The organism is Moraxella macacae 0408225, assembly GCF_000320365.1.
Taxonomy (GTDB): Bacteria; Pseudomonadota; Gammaproteobacteria; order Pseudomonadales; family Moraxellaceae; genus Faucicola; species Faucicola macacae.
The window spans coordinates 719,567-743,425 of the sequence record NZ_ANIN01000002.1; the positions used below are offsets into that span (position 1 = coordinate 719,567).

The window sequence follows — 23,859 nt, forward strand, 5'->3', positions numbered from 1 at the left end:
TAGCGGTTTTAGTTTGGTGCTTTTGGCTTGGTGCTTTTGGCCAGGTTTAGTTTAGAGGCACAACTTTTAGCACTTCTTCAAAAGTTGTCAAACCCTCGCTGACTTTTTTTGCCCCGGCCAAGCGCAGTGGTTGTAGCCCATCTTGATAGGCTTTTTGGGTGATGGTGGTTAAATTTGCCCCCTCGCCAATTAGGCGTTTAAGATCGTTGTTTAAGCGCATAATTTCATACAAACCAACACGCCCTAAATACCCCGTATCACGACAATGTTCACAACCTATTGCATGACTGATAAACTTAGGTGCAGGGGCTTTCCACGGTGCGGTCAACTCCTGCCATGTTTGTTGTTCAAGCTCGCTAATTGGACGTTTGGTTTTACAATGCTTGCACAAGGTGCGTACCAATCGCTGTGCCATAATCCCCAAAATCGTAGCCGAGGTTAAAAACGGTGCAACACCCAAATCATGCAAGCGAGTTAACGAACTTGGAGCATCATTGGTATGCAAGGTTGACAACACCAAATGCCCTGTTAAAGATGCTTGTACTGCCATTTCAGCGGTTTGCGTATCGCGAATCTCCCCCACCATGATGATATCAGGATCTTGACGCATTAAGGCACGAATGCCCTCAGCAAAACTTAACTCAATATTATGTTGCACTTGCATTTGGTTAAACATTGGTTCTACCATTTCAATCGGATCTTCAATGGTGCATACATTGACTTCTTCGGTTGCCAATTGTTTGAGTGTGCTGTATAAAGTTGTGGTTTTGCCAGAACCTGTAGGGCCTGTTACCAAAATAATGCCATTTGGGCAAGCAGTCATTTCATGCCACTGTTGTAAATCTTTGCCTGTTAAACCAAGCTGTTCAAAACTTCGCACCAACACATCAGGATCAAACACGCGCATGACTAATTTTTCTCCAAAAGCAGTAGGCATGGTCGACAAACGCAATTCGGTTTCCTGGCCTTTTGGGGTGCGGGTTTTTAGCCGGCCGTCTTGTGGTTTGCGTTTTTCAGCAACATTTAGCCTGCCTAAAATTTTAATCCTTGCAACAACCGCCGTCATAATTGCAGCAGGCATTTCGTATACATTGTGTAACACGCCGTCAATGCGAAAACGTACTTTGCCTATTTCGCGCCGCGGTTCAAGGTGAAGATCGCTGGCACGTTGATCAAACGCATACTGTAACAACCAATCCACCACTTTTACAATGTGATGATCGTTGGCATCGGGATTTTGGAGATTGCCAAGCTGTAGCAAGGCTTCGACATTGGTAACATCAGATGAATGCTGGCCACTGTTTGCCCCTGCGATCGCTTTGGTAACTTGATAAAATTCTTGGCGGTAACGGTTAATTTGATCGGGGCTTAGCAGCACGGTTTTGATGGTTTTTGGACGCACAATATGACTGATGTTGTCATGCCAATCAAAAAATAACGGCTGATCCGTGCCAATCACCACTTCGCTATCCGTTACCGCGATAGGCAAAATAAATTGTGATTTGGCATATTCAAACGACATGATAGACGTTACCGATGGCACATCGATTTTGAGTGGATCAATGCGCACATATGCCACATTGGTAAGTTTGGCAAGCCAGCGGTTTAAACTTTCTAAATCAAGCGGTTTTGCGGTGTTTTTATCCGTCAAATTAAACCCTGCAATGACCTGAAGCGGATGCAAGTTTGGACGGTTACTGGTAATCACCAAATTATAATCACGTTGATCAATATGCCCGGCTTTAAGCAATTCATCTAAACACCAACGAACATCAATCACGATAGAAAACGACCGGTTTTGCATACTTTTAACCTTGATGAATTTTTTAGCCTTGATGACTTGCCATAAAATCTTTTACACGCTGTGATTTTGGATTGCCAAACACTTGCCCAGGATCGCCCATTTCTTCAATACGCCCTTGGTGCAAAAACACCACTTGACTTGACACATCGCGAGCAAAACGCATTTCGTGCGTTACAATCAGCATGGTGCGCCCTTCTTCAGCAAGTGATTTCATCACCGCCAAAACTTCATTGACCAGTTCAGGATCAAGGGCTGAGGTTGGTTCATCAAACAACAACACTTGCGGTTTCATTGCCAATGCCCTAGCAATTGCAATGCGTTGGCGTTGTCCGCCGGATAAATTTTCAGGATAAGCGTCTTGTTTGTCAAGCAATCCAACCCGCTGCAACAATACTTGTGCCTCGCTAATTGCTTGATCTTTTGGAATTTTTTGTACTTGGGTTGGGCCTTCGATGATATTTTCCAAAATGGTTTTATGCGGCCATAGGTTAAAATTTTGAAATACAAAACCAACTTTGGAGCGAAATTTTTCCAATTGTTTTTGATCCACGGCCACCAAATCACCAGTTTTGCCTTTTTTTAGTTTTAATTCATCACCGCTTAAAAAAATCTGGCCTTGTGATGGATTTTCTAGCAAATTAATACAACGCAACAAGGTGGATTTTCCAGACCCTGACGATCCTAAAATCGAAATCACATCACCATCATAAGCAGTTAATGACACGCCTTTTAATACCTCTAAATGTCCGTAGCTTTTATGAATGTCGTTGAGTTGCAAGGCGATTGATTTTTGGTTAGTCATAGGCATTTTCCACATCAGGCATAAAACAAATGAATACATAAAACAATGAATAAACGCATTATTTTCACCTAAATTGCCAAAAAAGGCAAATTTTTTCTTGGTAAAAACACAATAAAGCCAAAAACACGCCTAATTTTAAGCGTGTTTTTGGCTAGATTTAAGTAAAATTAAATTAACATTAAACCAGTATTAAACAGTGTTAAACCAGTGTTAAACTTATCAATTAAACACTGGCAATAATGTCATTTAAGGTTTTGCTTGGACGCATGGCTTGGCTTGCCAACTTTTCACTTGGAGAATAATAGCCACCAATGTCTACCGCTTTGCCTTGTACGTCATTTAGTTCTGCCAAAATTTCTGCTTCTTTGTCAACCAAGGCTTTGGCAACTGGGATAAATTGGGTTTTTAATTCACTATCTGCATCTTGCTCGCTAAGTGCTTGTGCCCAATAACGTGCCAAATAGTAATGACTGCCACGGTTGTCAAGTTCGCCTGCTTTGCGTTTTGGTGATTTATCGTTTAACAACAACGCTTCGGTCGCTTTATCCAATGTATCGGCTAAAACTTGCGCTTTTTTGTTGTCGGTGGTTTGAGCCATATGTTCAAGCGATACCGCCAATGCCAAAAATTCACCCAAACTATCCCAACGCAAATGATCTTCTTCTAAAAACTGTTGTACATGTTTTGGTGCCGAACCACCAGCGCCTGTCTCAAACATACCGCCACCGTTCATAAGTGGCACGATTGACAACATTTTAGCGGATGTACCAAGCTCCAAAATCGGAAATAAATCCGTGTTAAAATCACGCAACACATTGCCAGTAACCGAAATGGTATCTTTGCCCTCTTTGATACGCTCAAGGCTAAATTGACACGCATCGGCAGGGGCTAAAATACTAATCTCAAGCCCATCAGTATCAAGCTGTTTTAGATAAACTGTTACTTTTTTGATAATTTCAGCATCATGGGCACGGTTTTTATCCAACCAAAATACCGCAGGTGTTTCTGACAATCTTGCACGATTAACCGCCAACTGCACCCAGTCTTTTACCGCTGCATCTTTGGTTTGACAAGCACGCCAAATATCACCGGCTTCCACTTCATGACTGGTCAACACATTGCCACTGTCATCAATCAGTTGCATAACGCCGTCGGTTGCTATTTCAAACGTTTTGTCATGACTGCCGTATTCTTCTGCTTTTTGTGCCATTAACCCTACATTTGGTACAGAACCCATGGTGGTCGGATCAAAGGCACCGTGTTGTTTACAAAAATCAATCACCGCCTTATAAATTCCTGCATAAGAACTGTCAGGAATCACCGCCTTGGTGTCTTGAGGTTTGCCCTCTTTATTCCACATTTGTCCAGAATTACGAATCATCGCAGGAATAGAAGCATCGATAATGACATCGCTTGGTACATGCAAATTGGTAATGCCTTTATCACTATCAACCATTGCTATGCTTGGTGCATCGTTAAAACTTTGTTCAATCAAACGTTCAACTTCAGTTTTTACCGCAGGATCAAGTTTATCAAGATTGGCTAACAAGTTACCAAAGCCATTGTTAACATTAACCCCCACTTCGTTTAGCTCTTTGGCAAATTTTTCAAATACAGGGGCAAACACCACTTTCACCGCATGGCCAAAAATAATGGGATCGGACACTTTCATCATGGTAGCTTTCATGTGTAGGCTAAACAATACGCCTTGATCTTTGGCATCTTTGACTTGTTTTTGCAAAAATTCAACCAAGGCTTTTTTGCTCATAAACGTCGCATCAATGATCTCGTCTGCCAACAATTTAAGCGGCTTACGCAGTTCGTGTTGTTTGCCAGTTTTATCGGTCAGCACAAATGATACCGTGGTAGGTTTGGTAACCGTAACCGATTGTTCATTGGCAAAAAAATCACCGCCGTTCATGGTTGCAATGTGGGTTTTGCTATCAGATGTCCACGCACCCATGCTGTGTGGGTATTTTTTGGCAAAATTTTTAACCGCTTTTGGCGCACGGCGATCAGAATTGCCCTCACGCAACACAGGATTTACCGCACTGCCTTTAATACGATCATAGCGAGCAACGATGTCTTTTTCTTCGTCGGTTTTTGGATCGGTATAATTTGGCACATCAAAACCATCGTTTTGCAGCTCTTTTATCGCATCTAGTAGCTGTGGCATCGAAGCACTGATATTAGGCAATTTAATCACATTGGCTTCTGGCTGTTTCACCAATTCACCAAGTTCTGCCAACGCATCTGGTATGCGTTGTTCATCGGTTAGTTTTTCAGGAAAAGCCGCCAAAATCCTGCCTGCCAGTGAAATATCCGCCGTTTTAATCTCAATATCGGACGATTTGGTAAATGCTTGAATAATCGGCAACAATGACTTGGTAGCAAGAGCCGGGGCTTCATCAGTGTGCGTGTAAATAATGGTTGTAGTCATAAGATCTCCATTTTATGGTTTTTGTTGTCTTAAAATCGTAAGGTCAAAGCATACATTGAAAACATGCCAATAATAAACTTTTGTTCAAAAATATGCCAAATCCTACCTATTATAACACACATTTGACTGTTGTGTGAAAGTTAAGATAAGTCATTTGTTTTATGGATTTGTAAATAAACTTAAGGAAAATTGGCGAAAAAATTGGGGGTAATTTGGCAATGAAATCAAAACAAACCACCAAAAAACAAAAAACCCTTGCCAAAAAACAAGGGTTTAAACAACATACAATTAAAATAGCATATAAATGGTGCCCGAGGCCGGACTTGAACCGGCACGCTCGTTAGAGCGAGGGATTTTAAATCCCTTGTGTCTACCAATTTCACCACCCGGGCGGACAGTCGCTTAACTTTATTTGTTGCTTGATGCTTTTATATTGGTGCTTTTTAGAAGCCTTTATAAAGCAACCCATATAAAACAAATTAATTTTATAGCAACTTAAGTTAGTGCGTTGGAATTTGCGATATTATAATCTGTTTATTTTATTTTGCAAGTTATTTTTTTATATAATTTATTTTTTAAATAATTCGCTTTTTAAAATAAAATGGAGGCTGAGGTCGGAATCGAACCGGCGTACACGGAGTTGCAGTCCGCTGCATGACCACTCTGCCACCCAGCCTTTAAGGATTGCTATAATAGCAAATTTTTCAAAAAGTGCAAGTATTTTTTAAAAATTTTTGCAAAAAGCTGATTTTTTTGCCAAGTTGGTTTTTAAAACCACAAAAATCGGTTACAATGCAAGCAATTTTTTATTTTGTTAATTTAGATTTTGTTAATGTAAAAGGATATGAATATGGCTATGATACTTGATGGCAAAGCAGTTGCTGGCGAGATGGAAGCTGAATTAAAGTTACGCGTAACCGCTGTTAAAGAAAAAACCGGTATCACGCCAGTTTTGGCAACGATTTTGGTAGGCGATGATCCAGCTTCGGCTACTTATGTAAAAATGAAAGGCAATGCTTGTCGTCGCGTTGGCATGGATTCGCTAAAAGTTGTCATGCCACAAGACACCACAACCGAACAATTGTTGGCAAAAATTCACGAACTCAACAACAATCCAAACGTACACGGTATTTTGTTACAACACCCTGTACCATCACAAATTGACGAACGAGCGTGTTTTGATGCAATTGATCTGAAAAAAGATGTAGACGGCGTAACTTGTCTGGGTTTTGGCAATATGGCAATGGGGCAATCGGCGTATGGATCATGCACGCCACAAGGCATTATGTATTTACTGGAAAAATACGGCGTTGAATTGTCAGGCAAACACGCCGTGGTTGTTGGTCGCAGTGCAATTTTAGGCAAGCCGATGGCTATGATGTTATTAAACGCCAACTGCACGGTAACCATTTGTCATTCAAAAACCCAAAACTTAGCAGAAATGGTACAACAAGCAGATATTTTGGTCGGTGCTGTGGGCAAACCTGAACTGATCAAACAAAACTGGATAAAACCCGGTGCTGTTGTTATCGACGCAGGGTTTCACCCAACCGATCAAGGTGGCGTTGGTGATATTGAACTTCATGGCATTGAAAATATTGCTAAAGCTTACACGCCAGTGCCAGGTGGCGTTGGCCCTATGACGATTAATACCCTCATTCGCCAAACGATAGAATCAGCAGAAAAATCCATTCAAACCACTTAGTTAAACTACTTAGCAAAAACCAACAGCGAAAACTTATTTAAACCTTGAGACTTTTAGGTTTTAGGTTTTCGCTGTTACTACAAAACCGCCCTATCCGCCAAATTTTTGATACATCAACCCACCAAAAATCATCATCACTAACACAACAAGCACCACTCTTTTTAGCCAATTTGACTGATTTGGTCGATTTGACTTAGCAGGTTGCAATTTGTCTGCCGTATCGTCTTTAATCCACGCAGGCGTTTGGCTTGCTTCATACGCATCGATGGCTTGTTTGGCAGCGTCAATGCTGATATTTTGTTCTTGGGCGTAAGTTTTTATCGCAATCACGTAATTTTTTTTATCCACCAATTGTCGGATATGTTTGGGTAAATTTAACTGTGTCATTAATTTTTCTTACTGTGGTTGGTTTTGGTTTGGGTGTTGATTTTTATTTGAACACCGGTTTTGCTTGGTTTGACTTTTTCGCTGTCTTTGGCGGATTTTTGCGGTTTTATTGCATCGGTAGATTCGGTAACCTTAATAATTGCCACATCTTGATAACGCGGTTTGGCATTATCCGCTTGGTTTTTTGTATCGGCTGCGTTGTCATCAGACAATAATAACCCCACCACACCCATCACAATCGCCGTTAATCCAATGCCAGTTGCAATCCAATATTTTTGCAAAAAATCCACCCACGTAGCTTGTTTGGCAGTCGGTTTGGCAAAAATATCGGTGCTTTGGTTTATGCTGTTACTTTGTGCTTGTTTGGATATTTGTTTGGCGGATTTTTTTGTGGATTTTGGCGGATTTGGTACAATTGCCAATGGTTTTTGTGCCAAAAACAACTCAATCTTAGGTGCCAAATTTTGTAAATCATCGCTTTTAGCCAACATATTGGCCTGTTTTTGACTTTGAAAGATGCCTAATTTTGGCACATAATGAACAATTTGGCAAAAAACCTGATTGTCAGGCGTATGTAACGCAAACATTTGGTAATGTTGCCAAGCCAACAAAGCACTTTGTTGCACAATGCTTTGTTTCACAATATTTTGTTGCACAACATCGTTGGTTTGGTTATCGGTTACATTTTGGTTATCGGTTACATATTGATAAAAAGCACTTAACAAATTTACGGACAACCAAGCAACCAAACCCAGCAGTTTTTCAAGGTTACCATAAGGCAACTGGCTTTTTTGGAGCAACACGCCCATCATTAAAGCAAACTTTTGTTCATCATCAAACAACTGCCTTAAAAAATTTTGACTGTTTGTTTGGTTTTGTTGCAATTTGTTAAAATCCATACCATCATGTATTGCAAAAACCAGTGGTGATTTATGCTGTAAATCGGCAAAAAAAGCCCAAAACGCAGGCATGGTTGGTGGCGTTTTTTTTAACACAGTTTTGGTAAGCACGGTTTTGGCAAGCCATTGACACGCAACTGCATTGCACAAAAACGGCAAACTTTGGCGTACTTGACTGATAGATAGCGAACAATTGTCGGCTAATAAAGGTATGACAGGTCGCAACCCTTGCTCAAAAAACTGGGGCAATGAGCGTATGTTTGACGCAAGAGTCGGATTTTGTTGGCTATTTTTCATTGTACAAAATGCTTTATCCAAAAATTAGGCTATATTTTATACCAAAAACCAAACTTTTATTTGAAAAAAATCAGATAAAAAGGGCTTTTTTTGGCCGTTTAAGCATTTTTTCACCCATTTTGCAAATTATTTTACGCTTTTTGCAAATTAATAGTATAAAATCTTGAAAAATTCTTGTAAAATGGTTAAAGTTAGCTTTACAAAAATATACAGGTTTTTGGAATTTGGTTATAATCAAGCAACAAAACCAAAAGCGGTATATCGGTCATTTTTTTATATTCAAGGAATATGCCATGACGATGTCAACAATTTTAGCAAAATCTTTTCAAGTAACCGCTCTTGCCAGTGCCTTGGCATTGGTAGGCTGTGGTAGCGGTGGCAATCACGATACATTACCACCCAGAACAAACGGCACTATTAGCAATGACGATGGTGCAAACAACGGCACTGGCGATACTAAATTGACTAAAGTGGACGTTTCTGGTGTTATTATTACCAAATCCTTTGACAAATTTAACTTGGTACAAGACGAAAAATTCACCATTATTGCCAATGCTTTACACAACAATAAAGGCGTTGAAAATGTTGTGGTTGATTTTACCTTGCCAGAACCTGACAAAACCGGTATTTACACCATCTCAAAAACCCCAGTAAACACCAATGCCGGCGGCGAGGCTGCTTTAGAATTACAAATAAAAGATGTGGCAAAAGCCAAAAAATACCTAGCCGATAACCCAACTGGACTTGTGATTAAAGCCAGTGCCACCAATGCAAAAGCCAATGCAACCGCCGGGACAATTAACCTAATCGGCGAACAACCAACCGCCAGTGCAGACACCAAAACCAACACCGAAGCCGCCAATAAAATCGTGCTCTCCAAAACCATTGACAAGTTTGAGGCAAAAGTTGGCAGTGAGTTTATTGTTGAGGCCTTCCTTTCTGATAAAAAAGGCGGCGCGTTAAAAGATGTGCGCGTCAATTTTGAGATGAACAACAGCCTTGGTGTGGCAAACACAACCGGATCTTCTGTGGTAACCGACGAACAAGGTATCGCAAAAATCACCCTAAAAGTCATGTCATTAGATGAACTAAACACGCTACAAAGCAGCGGCCTTAACATTACCGCCAAAGTAGCCGATAAACCAAGCGTTGAAAACAACTTACGCATCTACGCTGCCAAATCCAGCACCGATGTTAACAACACGGTTAAAAGTGTCTTGGTTGCCAGTGATCTTAGCCAAATCAAAATGGCCGTTGGCACAAAAGTCAAAGTTACCGTTACCACATTAGATGCCAATAATGGCATTGTGCCAAAAGCTCCAATCAGCGTCGAAGTGCCAAACATTTCAGGCCTTGTAAACAATTCCGGCTCGATTTTAACCACCGATGAAAAAGGCCAGGTTAGTTTTGAGCTTGAAATTAAAGCCCCATTGTCAAAAGAACAGATCGCAGCCCTTACCAAAGGCGTTGTCATTACCACGCGATCAGGCACAGCATCAGGCAGCATCACCATCACAGGGGCAGCCAGCAACAAAGAAACCAAAGAATACGAAATTTTTGTTACCAAATCCAAAGCCCAACTTAGCACAGGTGCTGATACCGTAAGCCTTGCCATTCGCGTAACCGATACCAAAGGCGGAGTCAAAGCCGGCGCTCCGGTATCAATCAACATCAAAGATGCAGCAAAACTGGGCTTATCCCTTAGCAAAACCTCCAATTTAACCACCGATGCCAACGGCCTTATCGAAGTTGACGTGATAAAAAGCGACATCGGCTTTATCTCAAAAACCGATCAAACCGCCGAACTTACCGTTTTGGTAAACGACAGCGTCTACGCACCACGCACCGAGGTTATCACCATTCCGATCACAGGCACGATCATTAACAACACCAAAGTGTCAAAAAACATCATCACCAAAGATGATAGCCTAACCTTAAGCGGTTTTGCCCTCGACGGAAAAGGCAAAGCAATTGCCAATACCCAAATCGAACTGTTAAAAGCAGGCAAATCATTAAGCACACCGCTTAAAACCACAACCGACGATAAAGGTGGCTTTAACTTTAGTGTAACCACTACTCAACTGGGCGATCCCACCAGTGATATCTATGACTTAGGGGTAAAACTCATTGGCACAGACAAAGATGGCAACACATTAACCACCAAAGTGTTTAAAATTGCCGACATCACCCGTCCAAGCGGTAACAATGTCAGCCTAGAATTCACCAAAAAATCCAAAGACATCGTGGTAAATACCGATGAAACCGTAACCGTGAATTTACCAAATCTTAACAATGATCAAGAAATCGAGATCGCCACCACCAAAGGTGATATCGAAGCCACCAATGGCAATGGTAAAGGCAGTGGCAACAGTAGCAGCAGTGGTAGTGGTAGCAGTCAAAACAACAAAGGCTCAAGAATCAAAGTAAAAGTAAAAGACAAAAAAGCCACCTTTAAAATCAAGTCAAGTGCCGTAGGCGATGCCAGTATCACCGTAAAACAGGGCGGTAAAACCCTACTACAAGACACGGTGTCATTTGTATCGACCGATGTACAAAAACTAACCCTACAATTTAGCAAAACCACCGTTACTGTCAATGGTGAAACCGATGTAATCGCCACAGTCAGAGATGGGCACGGCGCGCCGGTTAAAAACGCCATCGTTGAGTTTTCGATCACCAAAGATCCAACCGCAGGTACCTTAAGCCAAGCCGTGGCAACCACCAATTCAGCCGGTATCGCCACGGTGAAATACTTTGCAGGAGCCACCGCTTCTTCTGCATCAGGGGCGACCAGTAACGCCAATGCCAATACAGTCAATATCCGCGCTCAAGTAAAACACATCATCATTTCTGGTAAAGAAGAGGCGATCAAAAAACCAAGCACAGGATCATCAGGTTCTGGTTCAGCAGGCGGTTCAGGAACAAATGGACACGTTGTAACAGAAACCAAAGATTTAACCGTGCAAGATTTTGCCAGCTGGATCGGCTTTACTTTTGCGGATAAACTGATCGAGTCACAAGGCACGTTTTATATCTTAAACGGTTCGGTGTTTGTGAATAACCTCATCGGCCAACCTGCAAAAAATCAGCCGGTTTCTATCAGCGTTGTACCAAAAACTTACCGTTTGGGTATGTTTGAAGTTAAACCTGCCACAAAAGAAACCCCTGAACAATGGGTGATGAAATTCTTTGAAGAGCCAACCAATGGCACAACCAGTAGTAGCAATACTAAAGATGATAAGCAACCACCGAAAAAAGACGGATATGCAGTCTGTACCCCTGAAGATGAAAACCACAATGGTACTTTAGATGCCAATGAAGATAAAAACAGCAATGGCAAGCTCGATCCAATCAACCCTATCACTGTATTAAGCCGTGATGGCGAGTCGGTATTGGACAGCAAAACCATGGTTACCGATGAAACCGGTAAGTTAAACTTTAGCATTCGCTATGGCAAAAACTACAGCACCTGGCTAACTGCAACCGTGATCGTTACCACCAATGTCAACGGTACCGAGTCAAAATCATACCACGACATTGAACTGCCAATCATCGCATCAGAAGCTCGGTTAAACGGAGATGGTACTGGCATACGTCCAAACTTTGTTAGCCCATTTGGTACGGTCAAAACCAAAAAAGACACGCACTGTAAAGTACCGGCCACAAAATAACCGAACATATTTAAACCTAAAAAAACCACTCAAACAATTTGGGTGGTTTTTTATTGGTTGCTTAAATATCTGTTGCTTAGTATTTGCTGCTTAGTATTTGTTGCTTAAATATTTGTTGCCTTGTATTTGTTGCTTAAATATTTGTTGCCTTGTATTTGTTGTTTGTTATCGGTCTGCAAACACATATTTTTCTGAGGTTCTGACAAATTCATCATACGACATCGCACCTTTTGGTGGTTCTGCTTGTACGGTTTGTACAGGTTCAGGTTTTGGTGGTTCGTCAAGCTGCAAAAAAACCTGAGTTGGTTCGTCTCCTGTGGCAATTTCTGATACCACAGAGGCATCGTGCTCGCCACTTTCATGATTAACCTGTGCGTGAACAGCTTGGTTATCAGCCGCTTGATCGCCAACTTCATGGCCAGCTTCATCATTTAATTTGCCATTTAGCTCATCGCCTGTAATAACAAACTCTTCGGTGCGCAGATTTTCTGTAGGGGCGGAAGCTGGGGCTGCTTCGGCGGTTGTTGTTATTTCAGGAGCGGATTCGACCGGCGTTTCTGTGTTTGTTTCTGTGTGGGTTTCGGCCTGCATATCCGCGTGTGTATCGGTCTGCATAACTTTTGGCAACACAAACAACACCAAAACACCGATAAACAACACACCAACCGCCCCTGCCAATATCGCTTTTTTATTGACAGGTTTTTTGTCAACACTGGCTGTTTGGGCGGTGCTGTTTAACAATTCAGTTGGCAGTTTGGGTATTTCTTTTAACAAATCCTGTAACTCAAGCTCCTGATTGGGCGGTTCTTGAGATTGTGGCGGTGCTTGAGTTGATTTAGCACGCTTGGTTAAATTGTTTTTTAGGCCTGGGAGCTTAATTGCCATATTTACAAATCCTTAAAATTTTTTTGGGTGATTTTAGCATAAAAATTTGTAGTGTCTAGCAATATTTGCTTGACACTGTGGATAAAACCAAAATTTTGGATAAAAGGCTAAAATTTAGGATTGTGAGTCATTGTCGGCTGAAGTTTTGTAAACCATGCGAACTTTATCAATAAATTCATCGGTGATGCAGGCTACATTTATCGAAGCAAAATCCGCCAAACGCAACATGGTCATGCCAGCATAACCGCACGGATTGATTAGATTAAAAGGGGTCAAATCATTCACCAAATTTAACGCAATGCCATGATAGCTAAAACCGTGCTTAATCTTAAATCCAAGCGATGCAATTTTGCCAAGCTCTACCCCATCGGCATTATAAACGTAAACTCCCGGAGCGTCCTGACGGGCTTTTGCACTAAAATTGGTAGGCAAATACGGCGTAACCGTGCGAATAATGATGTTTTCAGCATGCGTTACCAAATCGCGCACACCCCAGTGCAGTGCGTTAATATCAAACAAAAAATACACCACCAATTGTCCGCGGCCATGCCAAGTTACTTGTCCGCCTCGGTCGGTTTTGACAATCGGCGTGTTGTTTTTTTGCAAAATATGTTCTGTTTTGCCTGCTTGTCCAAGGGTATAAACGTCTTGATGTTCTACAATCCATAATTCATCAGGCGTGGCAATGCCTTGTTGTTTTTTTTCAATGCGTTGTAAAGTTTTGTTTAACATAGCTTCATGTGTTTTTTCATAATCAGCTTGGTTAAAATAATGAACTTGAAAATCGGTGGGTGTTGACATGATTATTCCTTTGTAGTTGTCTTTTTTACTGTTTGTTTCATTTCACTGTCTTTTTTGGCAAAAATAGCCTAGTTTGGGGAAATTTTAACACAAAAAATACCTTGTTTTTTGTAATTTTTTAACATTTTTTTAGAGGATTGCTTGAATTTTGGCAAAAATTAACCATATTAACAAATTAACCATATTAACGTGTCTTTATTAACAATTTACAAAAACTTTGTCAAATTTACAAAAACTTGTCAAAAAAGGACAATCACTTGAGCGATATTATTAGCCAAACCCTTGATTTTAATGAGCTTTCTCCTAAAATCTTTAAAGCCTTGTTGGGTGAATACAATACCCATCTTAATTATATCAGCGATCGCCTTAATTTAAACATTCAGCAGCATAAAAACAGCCTTGTGCTATCAGGGGATATTTTGGCGGTAAAACGCGGACAACAAGTGCTTGAACAAATGCTAAGCGAACTTAAAACCACTGACTGTCTTAGCCCAGAAACTTTGCATATTTTAATCCAAACCAGTGGCATCACTAAGCCTATAAACGACACTCAAACCACAAGCAATTTTACTCCGATTAGCCTAAAAACGCGTAAAGGCAACATCACTCCGCGCGGTTATAATCAACAGCAATACGTCAAAAAGATTTTGTTATCCGATGTGTCGTTTGGCGTAGGGCCAGCTGGCACGGGCAAAACTTATTTGGCGGTGGCGTGTGCGGTGGATATGTTGGAGCGTCATGAAATTGAACGGATTTTGTTGGTGCGTCCTGCGGTGGAAGCGGGTGAAAAATTGGGCTTTTTGCCAGGTGATTTAAGCCAAAAAATTGACCCTTATTTAAGGCCATTGTACGATGCGTTATATGAAATGCTAGGTTTTGAAAAAGTTGGCAAACTTTTGGAGCGTCAAATTATCGAGGTTGCCCCACTTGCCTATATGCGCGGACGCACCTTAAACAACAGTTTTGTGATTTTAGATGAAGCCCAAAACACCACACCTGAACAGATGAAAATGTTTTTAACACGGCTAGGTTTTGGTTCGCGTGCTGTGATTACAGGTGATATGTCGCAAGTGGATTTACCGCGTGGCACACAGTCGGGCTTATATCAAGCCTTGCAAATTTTAAGCGGTATTGATGAAATTCACATTACCAAATTTGACAGTAAAGATGTGGTGCGCCATCAGTTGGTACAAAAAATCGTGCAGGCGTATGACAAATTTGATGCAGAACAAGAAGCCTTAAAACACGCCAAAAAAACAAGAACGTTTGACCAAACATATTTTGGAACAAAACGATGAATAACACGCAACAAAACCTGTCATTAGACATAGCGATAAGTTTTCATGACAACTTGATTGATCCACAAAAACAGTCCGATAAGCAAAATTTTGCCAATATTGAACGTTATTACGCCCATGATAAAATTGAGAATATTTTAACTAATATATTAGACTATTTAAATAACAATCCTGACATAATCTTGCCAAACTTACCGCGTGCTTGGTTAAAAAAACCGTTGGCATTGGATATTTATGTAACCGAAGCAAGCGAGGCTCGGGCAATTAATTTTGACGCTCGCGGTAAAGATTACGCAACCAATATTTTATCTTATCCTGGTGATTTAACACCAAATTTTGTTGAAATTTTGCCAAATTTACCCTTGGGTGAATTGGTTGTTTGTCATGAAGTGGTTGTCAAACAAGCCCATGAACAACAAAAATCACTGGATCATCATTTAACCCATTTGCTCGTGCATGGAATTTTACATTTAATGGGTTTTGATCATGAACTTGGACAACAGCAACAAGACGAGATGGAACAAATTGAGATCGCCGTGCTGCACCATTTAGGCATAGCAAATCCTTACGAATAATTGGCAACAAGAATAATTGGCAACAAGAATAATTGGCAAAAATATGACTCAAATCACAACGCAAATCAAACCCCTTAACAAAACACCCAAAACATTCAGTAAAGAGTTGGCTGTATTTGACTTGGATCACACCCTAATCAACACCGACAGCGATTATATGTGGGGTGAGTTTTTGGTAAAACACAAGCTGGTTAACGAAACTGACTATCGCAACAAAAACCGTGAATTTTATGAAGATTATATTGCAGGCACGCTTGATGCGGTAAAATACAATGAGTTCGTTGCCAATTTTTTAAGACAACACACTTTAGCACAACTGCATAAATGGCGAGAGGCTTATATTTTAGATGAAATTGCCCCTTTGGTGCGTCCAAAAGCCAAGCAGGCTTTACAAAAACACCGCGATGCAGGGCATGATGTGTTGGTGATATCAGCAACCAACGCCTTTGTGGTAAAGCCAATTGCCAATCAGTTGTTTGGAGTGGATTTTGACCATATTTTGGCAACCGAACTTGTCATCACAAATGACGGCTATACAGGCAAGGTTTTAGGCAAGCCAAATTTTAAAGATGGTAAAATTTACCATTTAAATCAATGGCTTGCCAACAAAAACCAACAAGGCATACGGTACACAAAAACTTACGCTTATTCAGATTCATTGAATGATTTGCCGTTATTAACATGGGCGGATGTGGCAATTTGTGTATCGCCCGATGAACGTCTGCACGCTTATGCACGAACAAATGGTTGGGCGGTGGAAGATTGGGCAATGTAGCATTAAGCAATGCAACTTTGGTTGTTTTGTCATTTTACAAACCGCTCCAATCTGCTTGATTAAAATTAATCACCGCAGGCTGATTTGGCCGCTGTTTTTGTGCCTGTAACGCCCGGCTGCGATGCACCAAAAAATCCAACAGATGATTGCGAATGGTATAATATTGGCTATTGTGATGAATGTTGTCGCGATGACGCGGTTTAGGAATGGTATTTTCCACAATTTCAGCCAAAAACGCTCGTGGGCCATTGCTCATCAAAAAAATGCGATCCGCCAACAAAATTGCCTCATCAATATCATGGGTAATCATAAACACAGTTTGGTGCGTATCGGCCACAATATTCACCAGTTCGTCTTGAATAACACCGCGCGTTAGGGCATCAAGAGCACCAAATGGTTCGTCCATAAGCAACAGTTTAGGCTCGGTACTAAACGCACGTGCAATACCAACACGCTGTTTCATACCGCCTGACAAAGCAGACGGTTTTTTATCTTTTACCTTTAACAATCCAACCAAATTTAAATAATGGTCAATTTTTTGGTAAAGCTCCTGATTGCCAATAGATGGATTTTTTGCCTTTAAAGCAAAACCAATGTTATCAGCAACACTCAACCAAGGCAACAAAGCATGACTTTGAAAAACCACACCCCTATCAAGCCCCGGAGCGGTTACAAGTTTGTCATGCATCATAATTTGTCCGCTTGTTGCATTTTCAAGCCCTGCCAAAGCATTTAAAATTGTAGATTTTCCACAGCCTGAATGTCCAATCAGACAAATAAATTCATTTTTAGCAATGTTAAAATTCACATTTTCAAAAACATTTTCAGAATTGCCATAGCTTTTTGTCAGATTTTTCACTTCAATTAATTGATTATTCAACATAACTCACCATTTTTTGTAACCTCTCAAACAACATCTCCAGCATCATACCCACAAGTCCAATCATCAGCACAGCAAAAACCACATTACCAATGGATAAATTATTCCACTGATTCCACACAAAATAACCAATCCCTGTACTACCAACCAGCATTTCAGCAGCAACAATCACAAGCCACGCAATACCCATTGAAATTTTCATGCCTGTAACAATGGTTGGAGCGGCAGCTGGCAAAATGATTTTGGTGGCGGTCTGCAAATTTGACAATTCAAGGGTTTTGGCAACATTGCGCCATTCTTTACGAACATTTGCCACACCAAAAGCGGTACTGGTAAGCATTGGCCACATAGAGCAAATAAAAATCACAAAAATACCAGATGCGTTGCTGTCTTTAATCGTGTATAGAGCAATTGGCATCCACGCAAGAGGTGATATTGGTTTTAAAATCTGCACAAAAGGCATTAAGGCTTGATTTAACACAGCGGACATGCCTACCAAAAACCCCAAAGGAATCGCCACAATCACCGCCAAACAAAAACCAAGCAACACTCGTCCAATTGAATAACCAAGCTGAATGCCAATGCCTTTATCATTTAAACCTTTGTCATAAAAAGGTGCCGATAAATGATTGATGGCAAGGTTGGCAAAATCACCAGGTGATGGAAATTCACTTTTTTGACTCACCACAATCGCACCAGGTTGTATGCCCTCTGGCAGATCGCCCATTAACACGCTGTATTCTAGTTTTAATGGATCGGTGGGTGCATGAATTTGGGTTGGCAAGGTGGTAAATTGCCAAAACCCGAGCCCCACAAACACAATCAATAACGACAAAATATAGCCTTTAACTTTAGTAGCAGTGCTTTTTATCATAGTTTATCCTTTTTGCCAATATCAAACGCTTGTACATAGTCATCGGCGTGATTGGGATCAAAATTTTTACCCATAATGTTAATCGGCGGATATGCCCCATACTTATCAAATTCTGGCGTGGCATAATTCATAGCGGCCATTTGTTTTTTGGCATCGGTCAATAAAAAAACCCGCTTAGCAATGTCTTTATAATTAATATCCTGCTTTAAATAACCCCAACGCTTCATTTGCGTTAGCATCCATACCGCTGCACTGTGATAAGGCATGACATCAAAATTCATGCGATCTGGCGTGTCTTTGATATGGCCTACACCGTCGGCATATCTACCCAACAGTGATTGGCGCAACACAAGTTCTGGCTGATTTAGATAATTGGCAGTGGCAAGCAGTTTTGACAAATCAGCACGGATTTTTCGATCGCCTGCCATGACATTTGCCTTGATAATCGCTCGCAACATTGCCAAAAACGTCTGCGGATTGTCATTAATAAACCCCTGTGATGTACCAAAACTACAACACGGATGTCCATTCCAAATATCACGGCTTAGCGTATGAATGTAGCCCGCCTTATCCCACACTGCCCTTTGATTAAAAGGTTCAGGGCCAAAAAAGCCATCAATATTGCCTGCTTTTAAATTCGCTATCATATCAGGGGGTGTTGTTAAACGCAGTTTTACATCTTTGTCAGGATCTATACCGTGTTCTGCCAAAAAATATCTTAGCAAATAATTATGAATTGAGTGTTCAAAAGGAATGGCAAATGTAAACCCTTTCCAGTTTTTTGGATCGGTATTGTTTTTGTGTTTAAGACTCATCACCAATGCTTGTCCATTAATATTTTGAATGCAAGCAACTTTCATGTCTTGTTTTGCCGATCCCAATCCTAAATGAATCGCAAGTGGCATGGGTGCTAAAAAATGGGCTGCGTCCAATTCACGGTTCATCATCTGATCGCGCACCAACGCCCAGCCTGCACGTTTAACAAGATTGGCCTTAATGCCCTGCTCTTGATAATAGCCAAGCGGATCGGCCATAATTAGCGGTGTGGCACACAAAATCGGTAAAAAACCAATATCTACGGATTTTTTTTCAGGAGTTAGTTTATCCAACGCAAAAGCTTCTTGTAAATTGGCAAGCGGTAAAATACTGCCAATTGCGGACAAAGCGGTTGCTTTACCAACAGATTGTAAAAAAGCACGTCTGGTTGGTTCGTGCGGAAAAAGTGCTTTTACCGCCACTGCTTCAATAAAATCACAACCAACTTGCTGGATCTTGCTTGCATCAGTAAGGTTTAACAACCGATCGGTTGTTTCGGTTGTTGCAGGGCGATCACATTCAGCTTGATTGGTATGTTTACCACATTGGCAAGTAAAATTTAAAGAAGAGTCCTTATCAAAAGGGCGAAAAATATTAGACATAAGATTTCATTGCTTTAAAATAAATGTCTATCTTATAAAAATCAACCAAATTTTGCATGGGGTGATTTGGTATATCGTTATTCAATTAAGACATATGCTTTATCTTAGTGCCTCCCACGCTTTTTCTAAGCGTTTATCCGACACAGGCATTAAGGTTTTCATTGGTTGAGCAAACAGTTGTATGCGAAATTCCTCAACAAGCCAGCGGTAATGAGCAATTGTTTCATCATAGGTTTTATTTGCCAAGCGCTCCATATGTTTATCAAGCACATACACCGCCTCAAGATCGGAGTCAAGGTTGTGTTCAAGACGATCAAGGCGCACAAGCAAGGCCTGCAAATACCGCGGATATTGTTGCCAATGGGCGTAATCCATGCGATAAATAAAATCCGCCAAGTTTAAATTATCCAACTGATCTTCGATATCATCTATGCTTTCAGCAAAAATATCACGATCGAGCATTAACAAACGCCCACGAATTTGTTGCCAAGTCTGATAAATCGCTTGCAACTGTTGTAGCACATTTTGCCCTGTGAATAAAAAATTTGCCAAAACTTGGGTTTTGGTTTGCAAAAATTCATCGGCAGTTAAGGGCAATTTAGCAAACAAAAGTTTGTCTTTATCGTCAATTTTATAACCAATTGGCATGGCATCGTGGTTAAATTTTGGAGCAACTTTGGCAAACGTTGCGTCTAAAGTTGCGTCAATCACCAAAATTTTTAATTGCTCCAAATCACCAAGCGGTGCAAATGCCAGTTTAAAATCCGTGCTAATTTGACCGGTAAGCTGTTTGGCTTTTGCCCCAAGTTTAGAACGCAGCAATGCCAACACGCCTTGATAGTGGGCATAAATTGCCGAACGAAAGTCGGTAAAATGATGAAGAGCAACTTTTTCACGCTGTTTTTTGTCTGCCACCAAGGCGGAAAATTGTTTGATCAACACGCCTGCACTGTGTTTGTTTTTGACAAAATCAAAATGTTCTATAAATTCATCGTGCAAGCCTTGTGATATACTCACCGCTTGATGAGTGGCAATCTGATGGCGAAGTTTTAACGCATCGACGTCGCGTCCTTTGTCAATTAGGCGGTTTTTTTCATCAACCAAGGCAATTTGTGGCTGTAAATAACGATCAACCGCTTTTGGTTCAAAATCTGTAGGCTCTACAAGTTGGTTGTTTTGCCCGCGCACGCCCATATGCGTTAAAGCCTTACACAATTGATTTAGCAAGCCTGCATGATGATTTTTTGCCAAATTGGCATGAATTTTTTTGGCGGTATCAGGAATGGGTACAATCTGACGGCGAATCTCTTTTGGCAAAGTTTTAAGTAGCTGCAACACCAAATCATAACGCCAGCCTTTAATTCCCCACAAAATCTCCACCGAGTCCAATTGTGGCAAGGCTTGTAGCGGTATTTTAATGGTAACGCCATCATCATCGCTTGTTGGATCAAAAATGTAACTAAGTGGCAACTTTAGCCCATGTAATTGCCATGATTCAGGAAAAGCCTGCGTGGTTGGTGCGGTATCATTTAATACATCAGAATCGGTAAATAATAAACACTGTGGATCGTTTTTTTCCGCCTCTGCAAGCCAATCTTCAAAAGCCTTACGACTGGCAATGTGTGTTGGTATGCGTTTGGCGTAAAACTGATACAGCTGTTCTTCATCAACCAACAAATCACGCCTGCGCAGTTTGTCCTCAATCAAAGCAACATTTGCAACTTTGGCAAGGTTATGCCTTAAAAAAGACATGTCTTTACCCAAACGCCCAAGCACTAAGGCATCTTGTAAAAAAATATCATGTGCCTTAGCCAAATTTACCGTTTCATAATTCACCAATTGCTTATGCACAACAATTAAACCAAATAAGCTAATCTGGGCATACGCCTTAACCTGCCCGGTTTTTTGCGACCAATGTGGCTCAAAATAATGATATTTTAGCAAATCACGCCCAGCAAACAAAACCCATTCTGGTTCAATTTTTGCCAAATTACGCATAAACACTTGCGACGTTTCGATAATCTCAAACGCCATCACCCAATCGGGATTTTGCTTAAACAACACACTTGATGGAAAGATTTTTGCTTTGTGCTGACGGGCAACCAAATATTCACCGCGTTGATTTTTTACTTTGGTTTTGGTTTGTTGCGTTTGGTTTTTTACCGCCACATCATTGATTTTATGGGCAATAAATGACAAAAGCCCCGTCAATAACGCTCGGTGAATTAGGGCAAATGTCGCAGGCTCTTGGTTAATTTTTAAACCCAAATCTTGCACCATTTGCAAAAGCTGTGCATGCGTTTGTTGCCATTCACGCAACCGTGATGGGCTTAAAAAATGCTGTTTGGCAAAATTTTTACGCTGACTGTTGCTTAGCTTATTAACGCTTGGTTTGTTAACGCTTGGCTTATTAACACTTAGCTTAACGCTTGGCTCGTTTTGTTCATCATTATCCAGTGGCGTTTCATCGTTTTGCCAAAGCGATCCATAAATTGCCTGCCACAAATTGACATAAAACAAAAAATCTGAATTTTCCTGCCGAAACAACGCGTGTTTTTGATCAGCTTGGGTTTGTTTATCCACAGGGCGTTCGCGCGGATCTTGCACCGACAAAGCCGCCACAATCACAAGCAATTCCTTTAAACAACCAAATTGTTCAGCACCCAGCAACATTCTTGCCAAACGCGGATCAATTGGCATTTTTGCCATTTTTTCGCCAATGTTGGTTAATAATTTTAAAGATGATTTTGTAGGTTTTGTGCAAATTGCTCCCAATTCTTGCAACAATTTGCGCCCATCATTCATCAAACGCCCATCAGGTTTTTCAATAAAATCAAAATCTTCTATATCACCCAAACCCAAATTTGCCATTTGTAGGATCACCGATGCCAAATTGGTACGCAAAATTTCAGGTTCGGTAAAAACCGGTCGACTGTTAAAATCCTCCTCAGAATATAAACGAATGCACACGCCGGCCGCCACTCGCCCACAGCGTCCTTTGCGCTGATTGGCCGAGGCTTGACTTATCGCCTCAATGGGTAAACGCTGCACCCTGGATCGATACGCATAACGCGAAATACGCGCAAAACCCAAATCAATCACATAGCGAATATTTGGCACGGTCAAAGCCGTTTCGGCAACATTGGTTGCAATGATAATGCGCCGCCCAGAGGTTGGTTGAAAAATCTGTTGTTGGTTGGCAAAGGTTTGGCGAGCAAATAAGGGCAAAATTTGAGTGTGTTTTGGCCCATACTGCACAAGCGTGTCCGCAATGTCGTGAATTTGGGCTTCAGTAGCAGCAAAAATCAAAATATCCGCCTGATCTTGATGTCCTTTTTCGCGTGCATCTTGGTAACATTCGTTCACTGCATTGACAATGGCGGTTGGCAAATTTTCCGCCACATCGTCAAAAGTGTCATCATCGGCGCTTTGTACGATTTTATCCGTCAAAGGACGATAACGCACTTCTACAGGAAAACTACGCCCTTCAACAACAAATACAGGTGCAGGCTTTTGTTTGTTGTTGTCAATCTGTTTGTTGTTGTCAAGCTGTTTATTGTTAGATTGTTTGTTGTCAGGCGTGGCAAAATATTGGCTAAACCGCTCGGTATCTAAAGTTGCTGATGTGATAATCACCTTTAAATCAGGGCGTTTTGGCAAAATTTTTTTCAAATAACCCAAAATAAAATCTATGTTTAAACTGCGTTCGTGGGCTTCGTCAATAATAATGGTGTCATAGCGACTCAAAAACCTGTCATACGCAAGCTCTGCCAACAAAATACCATCTGTCATCAGTTTAATAATGGAATTTGGCGATCCTTGTTCGCTAAATCGCACCTTAAAACTTACCGTTTGTCCAAGTGGCTCCCCCAATTCTTCAGCAATACGCCCAGCCACACTTCTGGCGGCCAATCGTCTGGGCTGCGTGTGTCCGATTTGCCCTGATATGCCACGTCCTGCCAACATGGCAATTTTTGGCAATTGCGTGGTTTTGCCAGATCCTGTCTCGCCTGCCACGATAATAACCTGATGGTTTTGAATGGCATGTATCAGCTTTTTAGCTTGCTGGCTTACGGGCAACTCATCATTTAGCACAATGGCAGGAAAACTGGCAAAACGCTGTTTGGCTTGTTGCTGTGATTTTTGTAGCCGTTCTTGGTAAGAGTCGACAAGGTTTTGGTAATTTTGGGCGTTTTTGTCAAGTTTTTTGATCTTAGCAAAACTTTTTTGCAGAAAAAAACGATCTTTGGATAAAACAGGCTGTTGAATTTCGGTCATTGTTTATTTTTTTGTTTTTGGTTGGTTGATTGATTGGTTGGTTGTTAATTAATTGGTTGGTTTTTTGATT

The 23,859-nt window shown here is 41.0% G+C and carries 16 protein-coding genes and 2 tRNA genes; 5 read left to right on the forward strand and 13 right to left on the reverse strand.

Going from position 1 to position 23,859, the window contains the following annotated elements; all coding sequences use genetic code 11:
* Positions 1–46: 46 nt before the first annotated feature.
* The 5 genes from MOMA_RS08760 to MOMA_RS08780 form a co-directional block, all read right to left on the reverse strand.
* Positions 47–1,804 (reverse strand): GspE/PulE family protein, encoded by a 1,758-nt coding sequence (locus MOMA_RS08760; RefSeq protein ID WP_009502174.1) that lies wholly within the window; start codon positions 1,802–1,804, stop codon positions 47–49.
* A 22-nt stretch (positions 1,805–1,826) separates the two neighbouring features.
* On the reverse strand, positions 1,827–2,606 hold the full coding sequence (locus MOMA_RS08765) for an ABC transporter ATP-binding protein (RefSeq protein WP_009502175.1): 780 nt from the start codon (positions 2,604–2,606) through the stop codon (positions 1,827–1,829).
* A 223-nt stretch (positions 2,607–2,829) separates the two neighbouring features.
* On the reverse strand, positions 2,830–5,046 hold the full coding sequence (locus MOMA_RS08770; protein WP_009502176.1) for an NADP-dependent isocitrate dehydrogenase: 2,217 nt from the start codon (positions 5,044–5,046) through the stop codon (positions 2,830–2,832).
* A gap of 305 nt (positions 5,047–5,351) precedes the next feature.
* A tRNA-Leu gene (locus MOMA_RS08775) sits at positions 5,352–5,438 on the reverse strand.
* Between the two features lie 210 nt (positions 5,439–5,648).
* A tRNA-Cys gene (locus tag MOMA_RS08780) sits at positions 5,649–5,722 on the reverse strand.
* Between the two features lie 174 nt (positions 5,723–5,896).
* On the opposite strand from MOMA_RS08780, the gene folD reads away from it, so the two are divergent.
* Positions 5,897–6,751, forward strand: a complete 855-nt coding sequence (folD, locus tag MOMA_RS08785) for a bifunctional methylenetetrahydrofolate dehydrogenase/methenyltetrahydrofolate cyclohydrolase FolD (protein ID WP_009502177.1) — start codon at positions 5,897–5,899, stop codon at positions 6,749–6,751.
* A 90-nt stretch (positions 6,752–6,841) separates the two neighbouring features.
* Here the strand turns inward: folD and MOMA_RS08790 are convergent, their stop codons facing one another.
* Both MOMA_RS08790 and MOMA_RS08795 read right to left on the reverse strand, forming a co-directional pair.
* Positions 6,842–7,138 carry a hypothetical protein gene (locus tag MOMA_RS08790; RefSeq protein ID WP_009502178.1) on the reverse strand — a complete coding sequence of 99 codons (297 nt, stop codon included), beginning with the start codon at positions 7,136–7,138 and terminating at the stop codon, positions 6,842–6,844.
* Positions 7,138–8,334, reverse strand: coding sequence for a hypothetical protein (locus MOMA_RS08795; protein WP_009502179.1), 1,197 nt, complete (start codon positions 8,332–8,334; stop codon positions 7,138–7,140). Before MOMA_RS08795 ends, MOMA_RS08790 begins: the two co-directional genes overlap by 1 nt.
* A 293-nt stretch (positions 8,335–8,627) precedes the next feature.
* Between MOMA_RS08795 and MOMA_RS08800 the strand changes: the two genes are divergently transcribed.
* Positions 8,628–12,005, forward strand: coding sequence for an Ig-like domain-containing protein (locus MOMA_RS08800; RefSeq protein WP_009502180.1), 3,378 nt, complete (start codon positions 8,628–8,630; stop codon positions 12,003–12,005).
* Positions 12,006–12,170: 165 nt separating this feature from the next.
* Here the strand turns inward: MOMA_RS08800 and MOMA_RS08805 are convergent, their stop codons facing one another.
* Positions 12,171–12,890, reverse strand: a complete 720-nt coding sequence (locus tag MOMA_RS08805; RefSeq protein WP_009502181.1) for a hypothetical protein — start codon at positions 12,888–12,890, stop codon at positions 12,171–12,173.
* 114 nt (positions 12,891–13,004) lie between these two features.
* The gene (gene lipB, locus MOMA_RS08810; RefSeq protein ID WP_009502182.1) at positions 13,005–13,691 is read right to left on the reverse strand and encodes a lipoyl(octanoyl) transferase LipB; all 687 of its coding nucleotides are present in this window, start codon (positions 13,689–13,691) and stop codon (positions 13,005–13,007) included.
* A gap of 257 nt (positions 13,692–13,948) precedes the next feature.
* On the opposite strand from lipB, the gene MOMA_RS08815 reads away from it, so the two are divergent.
* The 3 genes from MOMA_RS08815 to MOMA_RS08825 are packed head-to-tail and all read left to right on the forward strand — an operon-like array spanning position 13,949 to position 16,339.
* Entirely contained in the window at positions 13,949–14,989 is a 1,041-nt protein-coding gene (locus MOMA_RS08815) for a PhoH family protein (protein ID WP_009502183.1), read from the forward strand.
* Positions 14,986–15,564, forward strand: coding sequence for an rRNA maturation RNase YbeY (gene ybeY / locus MOMA_RS08820; protein WP_009502184.1), 579 nt, complete (start codon positions 14,986–14,988; stop codon positions 15,562–15,564). Before MOMA_RS08815 ends, ybeY begins: the two co-directional genes overlap by 4 nt.
* A 43-nt stretch (positions 15,565–15,607) precedes the next feature.
* A complete protein-coding gene (locus MOMA_RS08825; protein ID WP_009502185.1) occupies positions 15,608–16,339 on the forward strand; it encodes an HAD family hydrolase in 732 nt (243 codons plus the stop codon).
* Positions 16,340–16,373: 34 nt separating this feature from the next.
* Here MOMA_RS08825 and MOMA_RS08830 read toward each other — a convergent pair whose 3' ends face one another.
* From MOMA_RS08830 to hrpA, 4 genes are all read right to left on the reverse strand, one after another.
* The gene (locus MOMA_RS08830) at positions 16,374–17,222 is read right to left on the reverse strand and encodes an ABC transporter ATP-binding protein (RefSeq protein WP_009502186.1); all 849 of its coding nucleotides are present in this window, start codon (positions 17,220–17,222) and stop codon (positions 16,374–16,376) included.
* A complete protein-coding gene (gene ntrB, locus MOMA_RS08835; protein ID WP_009502187.1) occupies positions 17,212–18,093 on the reverse strand; it encodes a nitrate ABC transporter permease in 882 nt (293 codons plus the stop codon). The genes MOMA_RS08830 and ntrB overlap by 11 nt, the downstream gene beginning before the upstream one ends.
* The gene (locus MOMA_RS08840) at positions 18,090–19,511 is read right to left on the reverse strand and encodes a CmpA/NrtA family ABC transporter substrate-binding protein (protein WP_009502188.1); all 1,422 of its coding nucleotides are present in this window, start codon (positions 19,509–19,511) and stop codon (positions 18,090–18,092) included. Before MOMA_RS08840 ends, ntrB begins: the two co-directional genes overlap by 4 nt.
* Positions 19,512–19,610: 99 nt before the next feature.
* Positions 19,611–23,789, reverse strand: coding sequence for an ATP-dependent RNA helicase HrpA (hrpA, locus tag MOMA_RS08845; protein WP_009502189.1), 4,179 nt, complete (start codon positions 23,787–23,789; stop codon positions 19,611–19,613).
* Between the last annotated feature and the right edge of the window lie 70 nt (positions 23,790–23,859).

Coding starts and splice junctions, on each gene's coding strand:
- MOMA_RS08840 (WP_009502188.1), bottom strand. CDS start 19,511: ATGTCTAATATTTTTCGCCCTTTTGATAAGGACTCTTCTTTAAATTTT.
- MOMA_RS08800 (WP_009502180.1), top strand. CDS start 8,628: ATGACGATGTCAACAATTTTAGCAAAATCTTTTCAAGTAACCGCTCTT.
- MOMA_RS08795 (WP_009502179.1), bottom strand. CDS start 8,334: ATGAAAAATAGCCAACAAAATCCGACTCTTGCGTCAAACATACGCTCA.
- MOMA_RS08765 (WP_009502175.1), bottom strand. CDS start 2,606: ATGACTAACCAAAAATCAATCGCCTTGCAACTCAACGACATTCATAAA.
- lipB (WP_009502182.1), bottom strand. CDS start 13,691: ATGTCAACACCCACCGATTTTCAAGTTCATTATTTTAACCAAGCTGAT.
- MOMA_RS08760 (WP_009502174.1), bottom strand. CDS start 1,804: ATGCAAAACCGGTCGTTTTCTATCGTGATTGATGTTCGTTGGTGTTTA.
- ybeY (WP_009502184.1), top strand. CDS start 14,986: ATGAATAACACGCAACAAAACCTGTCATTAGACATAGCGATAAGTTTT.
- MOMA_RS08805 (WP_009502181.1), bottom strand. CDS start 12,890: ATGGCAATTAAGCTCCCAGGCCTAAAAAACAATTTAACCAAGCGTGCT.
- hrpA (WP_009502189.1), bottom strand. CDS start 23,789: ATGACCGAAATTCAACAGCCTGTTTTATCCAAAGATCGTTTTTTTCTG.
- MOMA_RS08825 (WP_009502185.1), top strand. CDS start 15,608: ATGACTCAAATCACAACGCAAATCAAACCCCTTAACAAAACACCCAAA.
- MOMA_RS08770 (WP_009502176.1), bottom strand. CDS start 5,046: ATGACTACAACCATTATTTACACGCACACTGATGAAGCCCCGGCTCTT.
- MOMA_RS08830 (WP_009502186.1), bottom strand. CDS start 17,222: ATGTTGAATAATCAATTAATTGAAGTGAAAAATCTGACAAAAAGCTAT.
- MOMA_RS08790 (WP_009502178.1), bottom strand. CDS start 7,138: ATGACACAGTTAAATTTACCCAAACATATCCGACAATTGGTGGATAAA.
- folD (WP_009502177.1), top strand. CDS start 5,897: ATGGCTATGATACTTGATGGCAAAGCAGTTGCTGGCGAGATGGAAGCT.
- ntrB (WP_009502187.1), bottom strand. CDS start 18,093: ATGATAAAAAGCACTGCTACTAAAGTTAAAGGCTATATTTTGTCGTTA.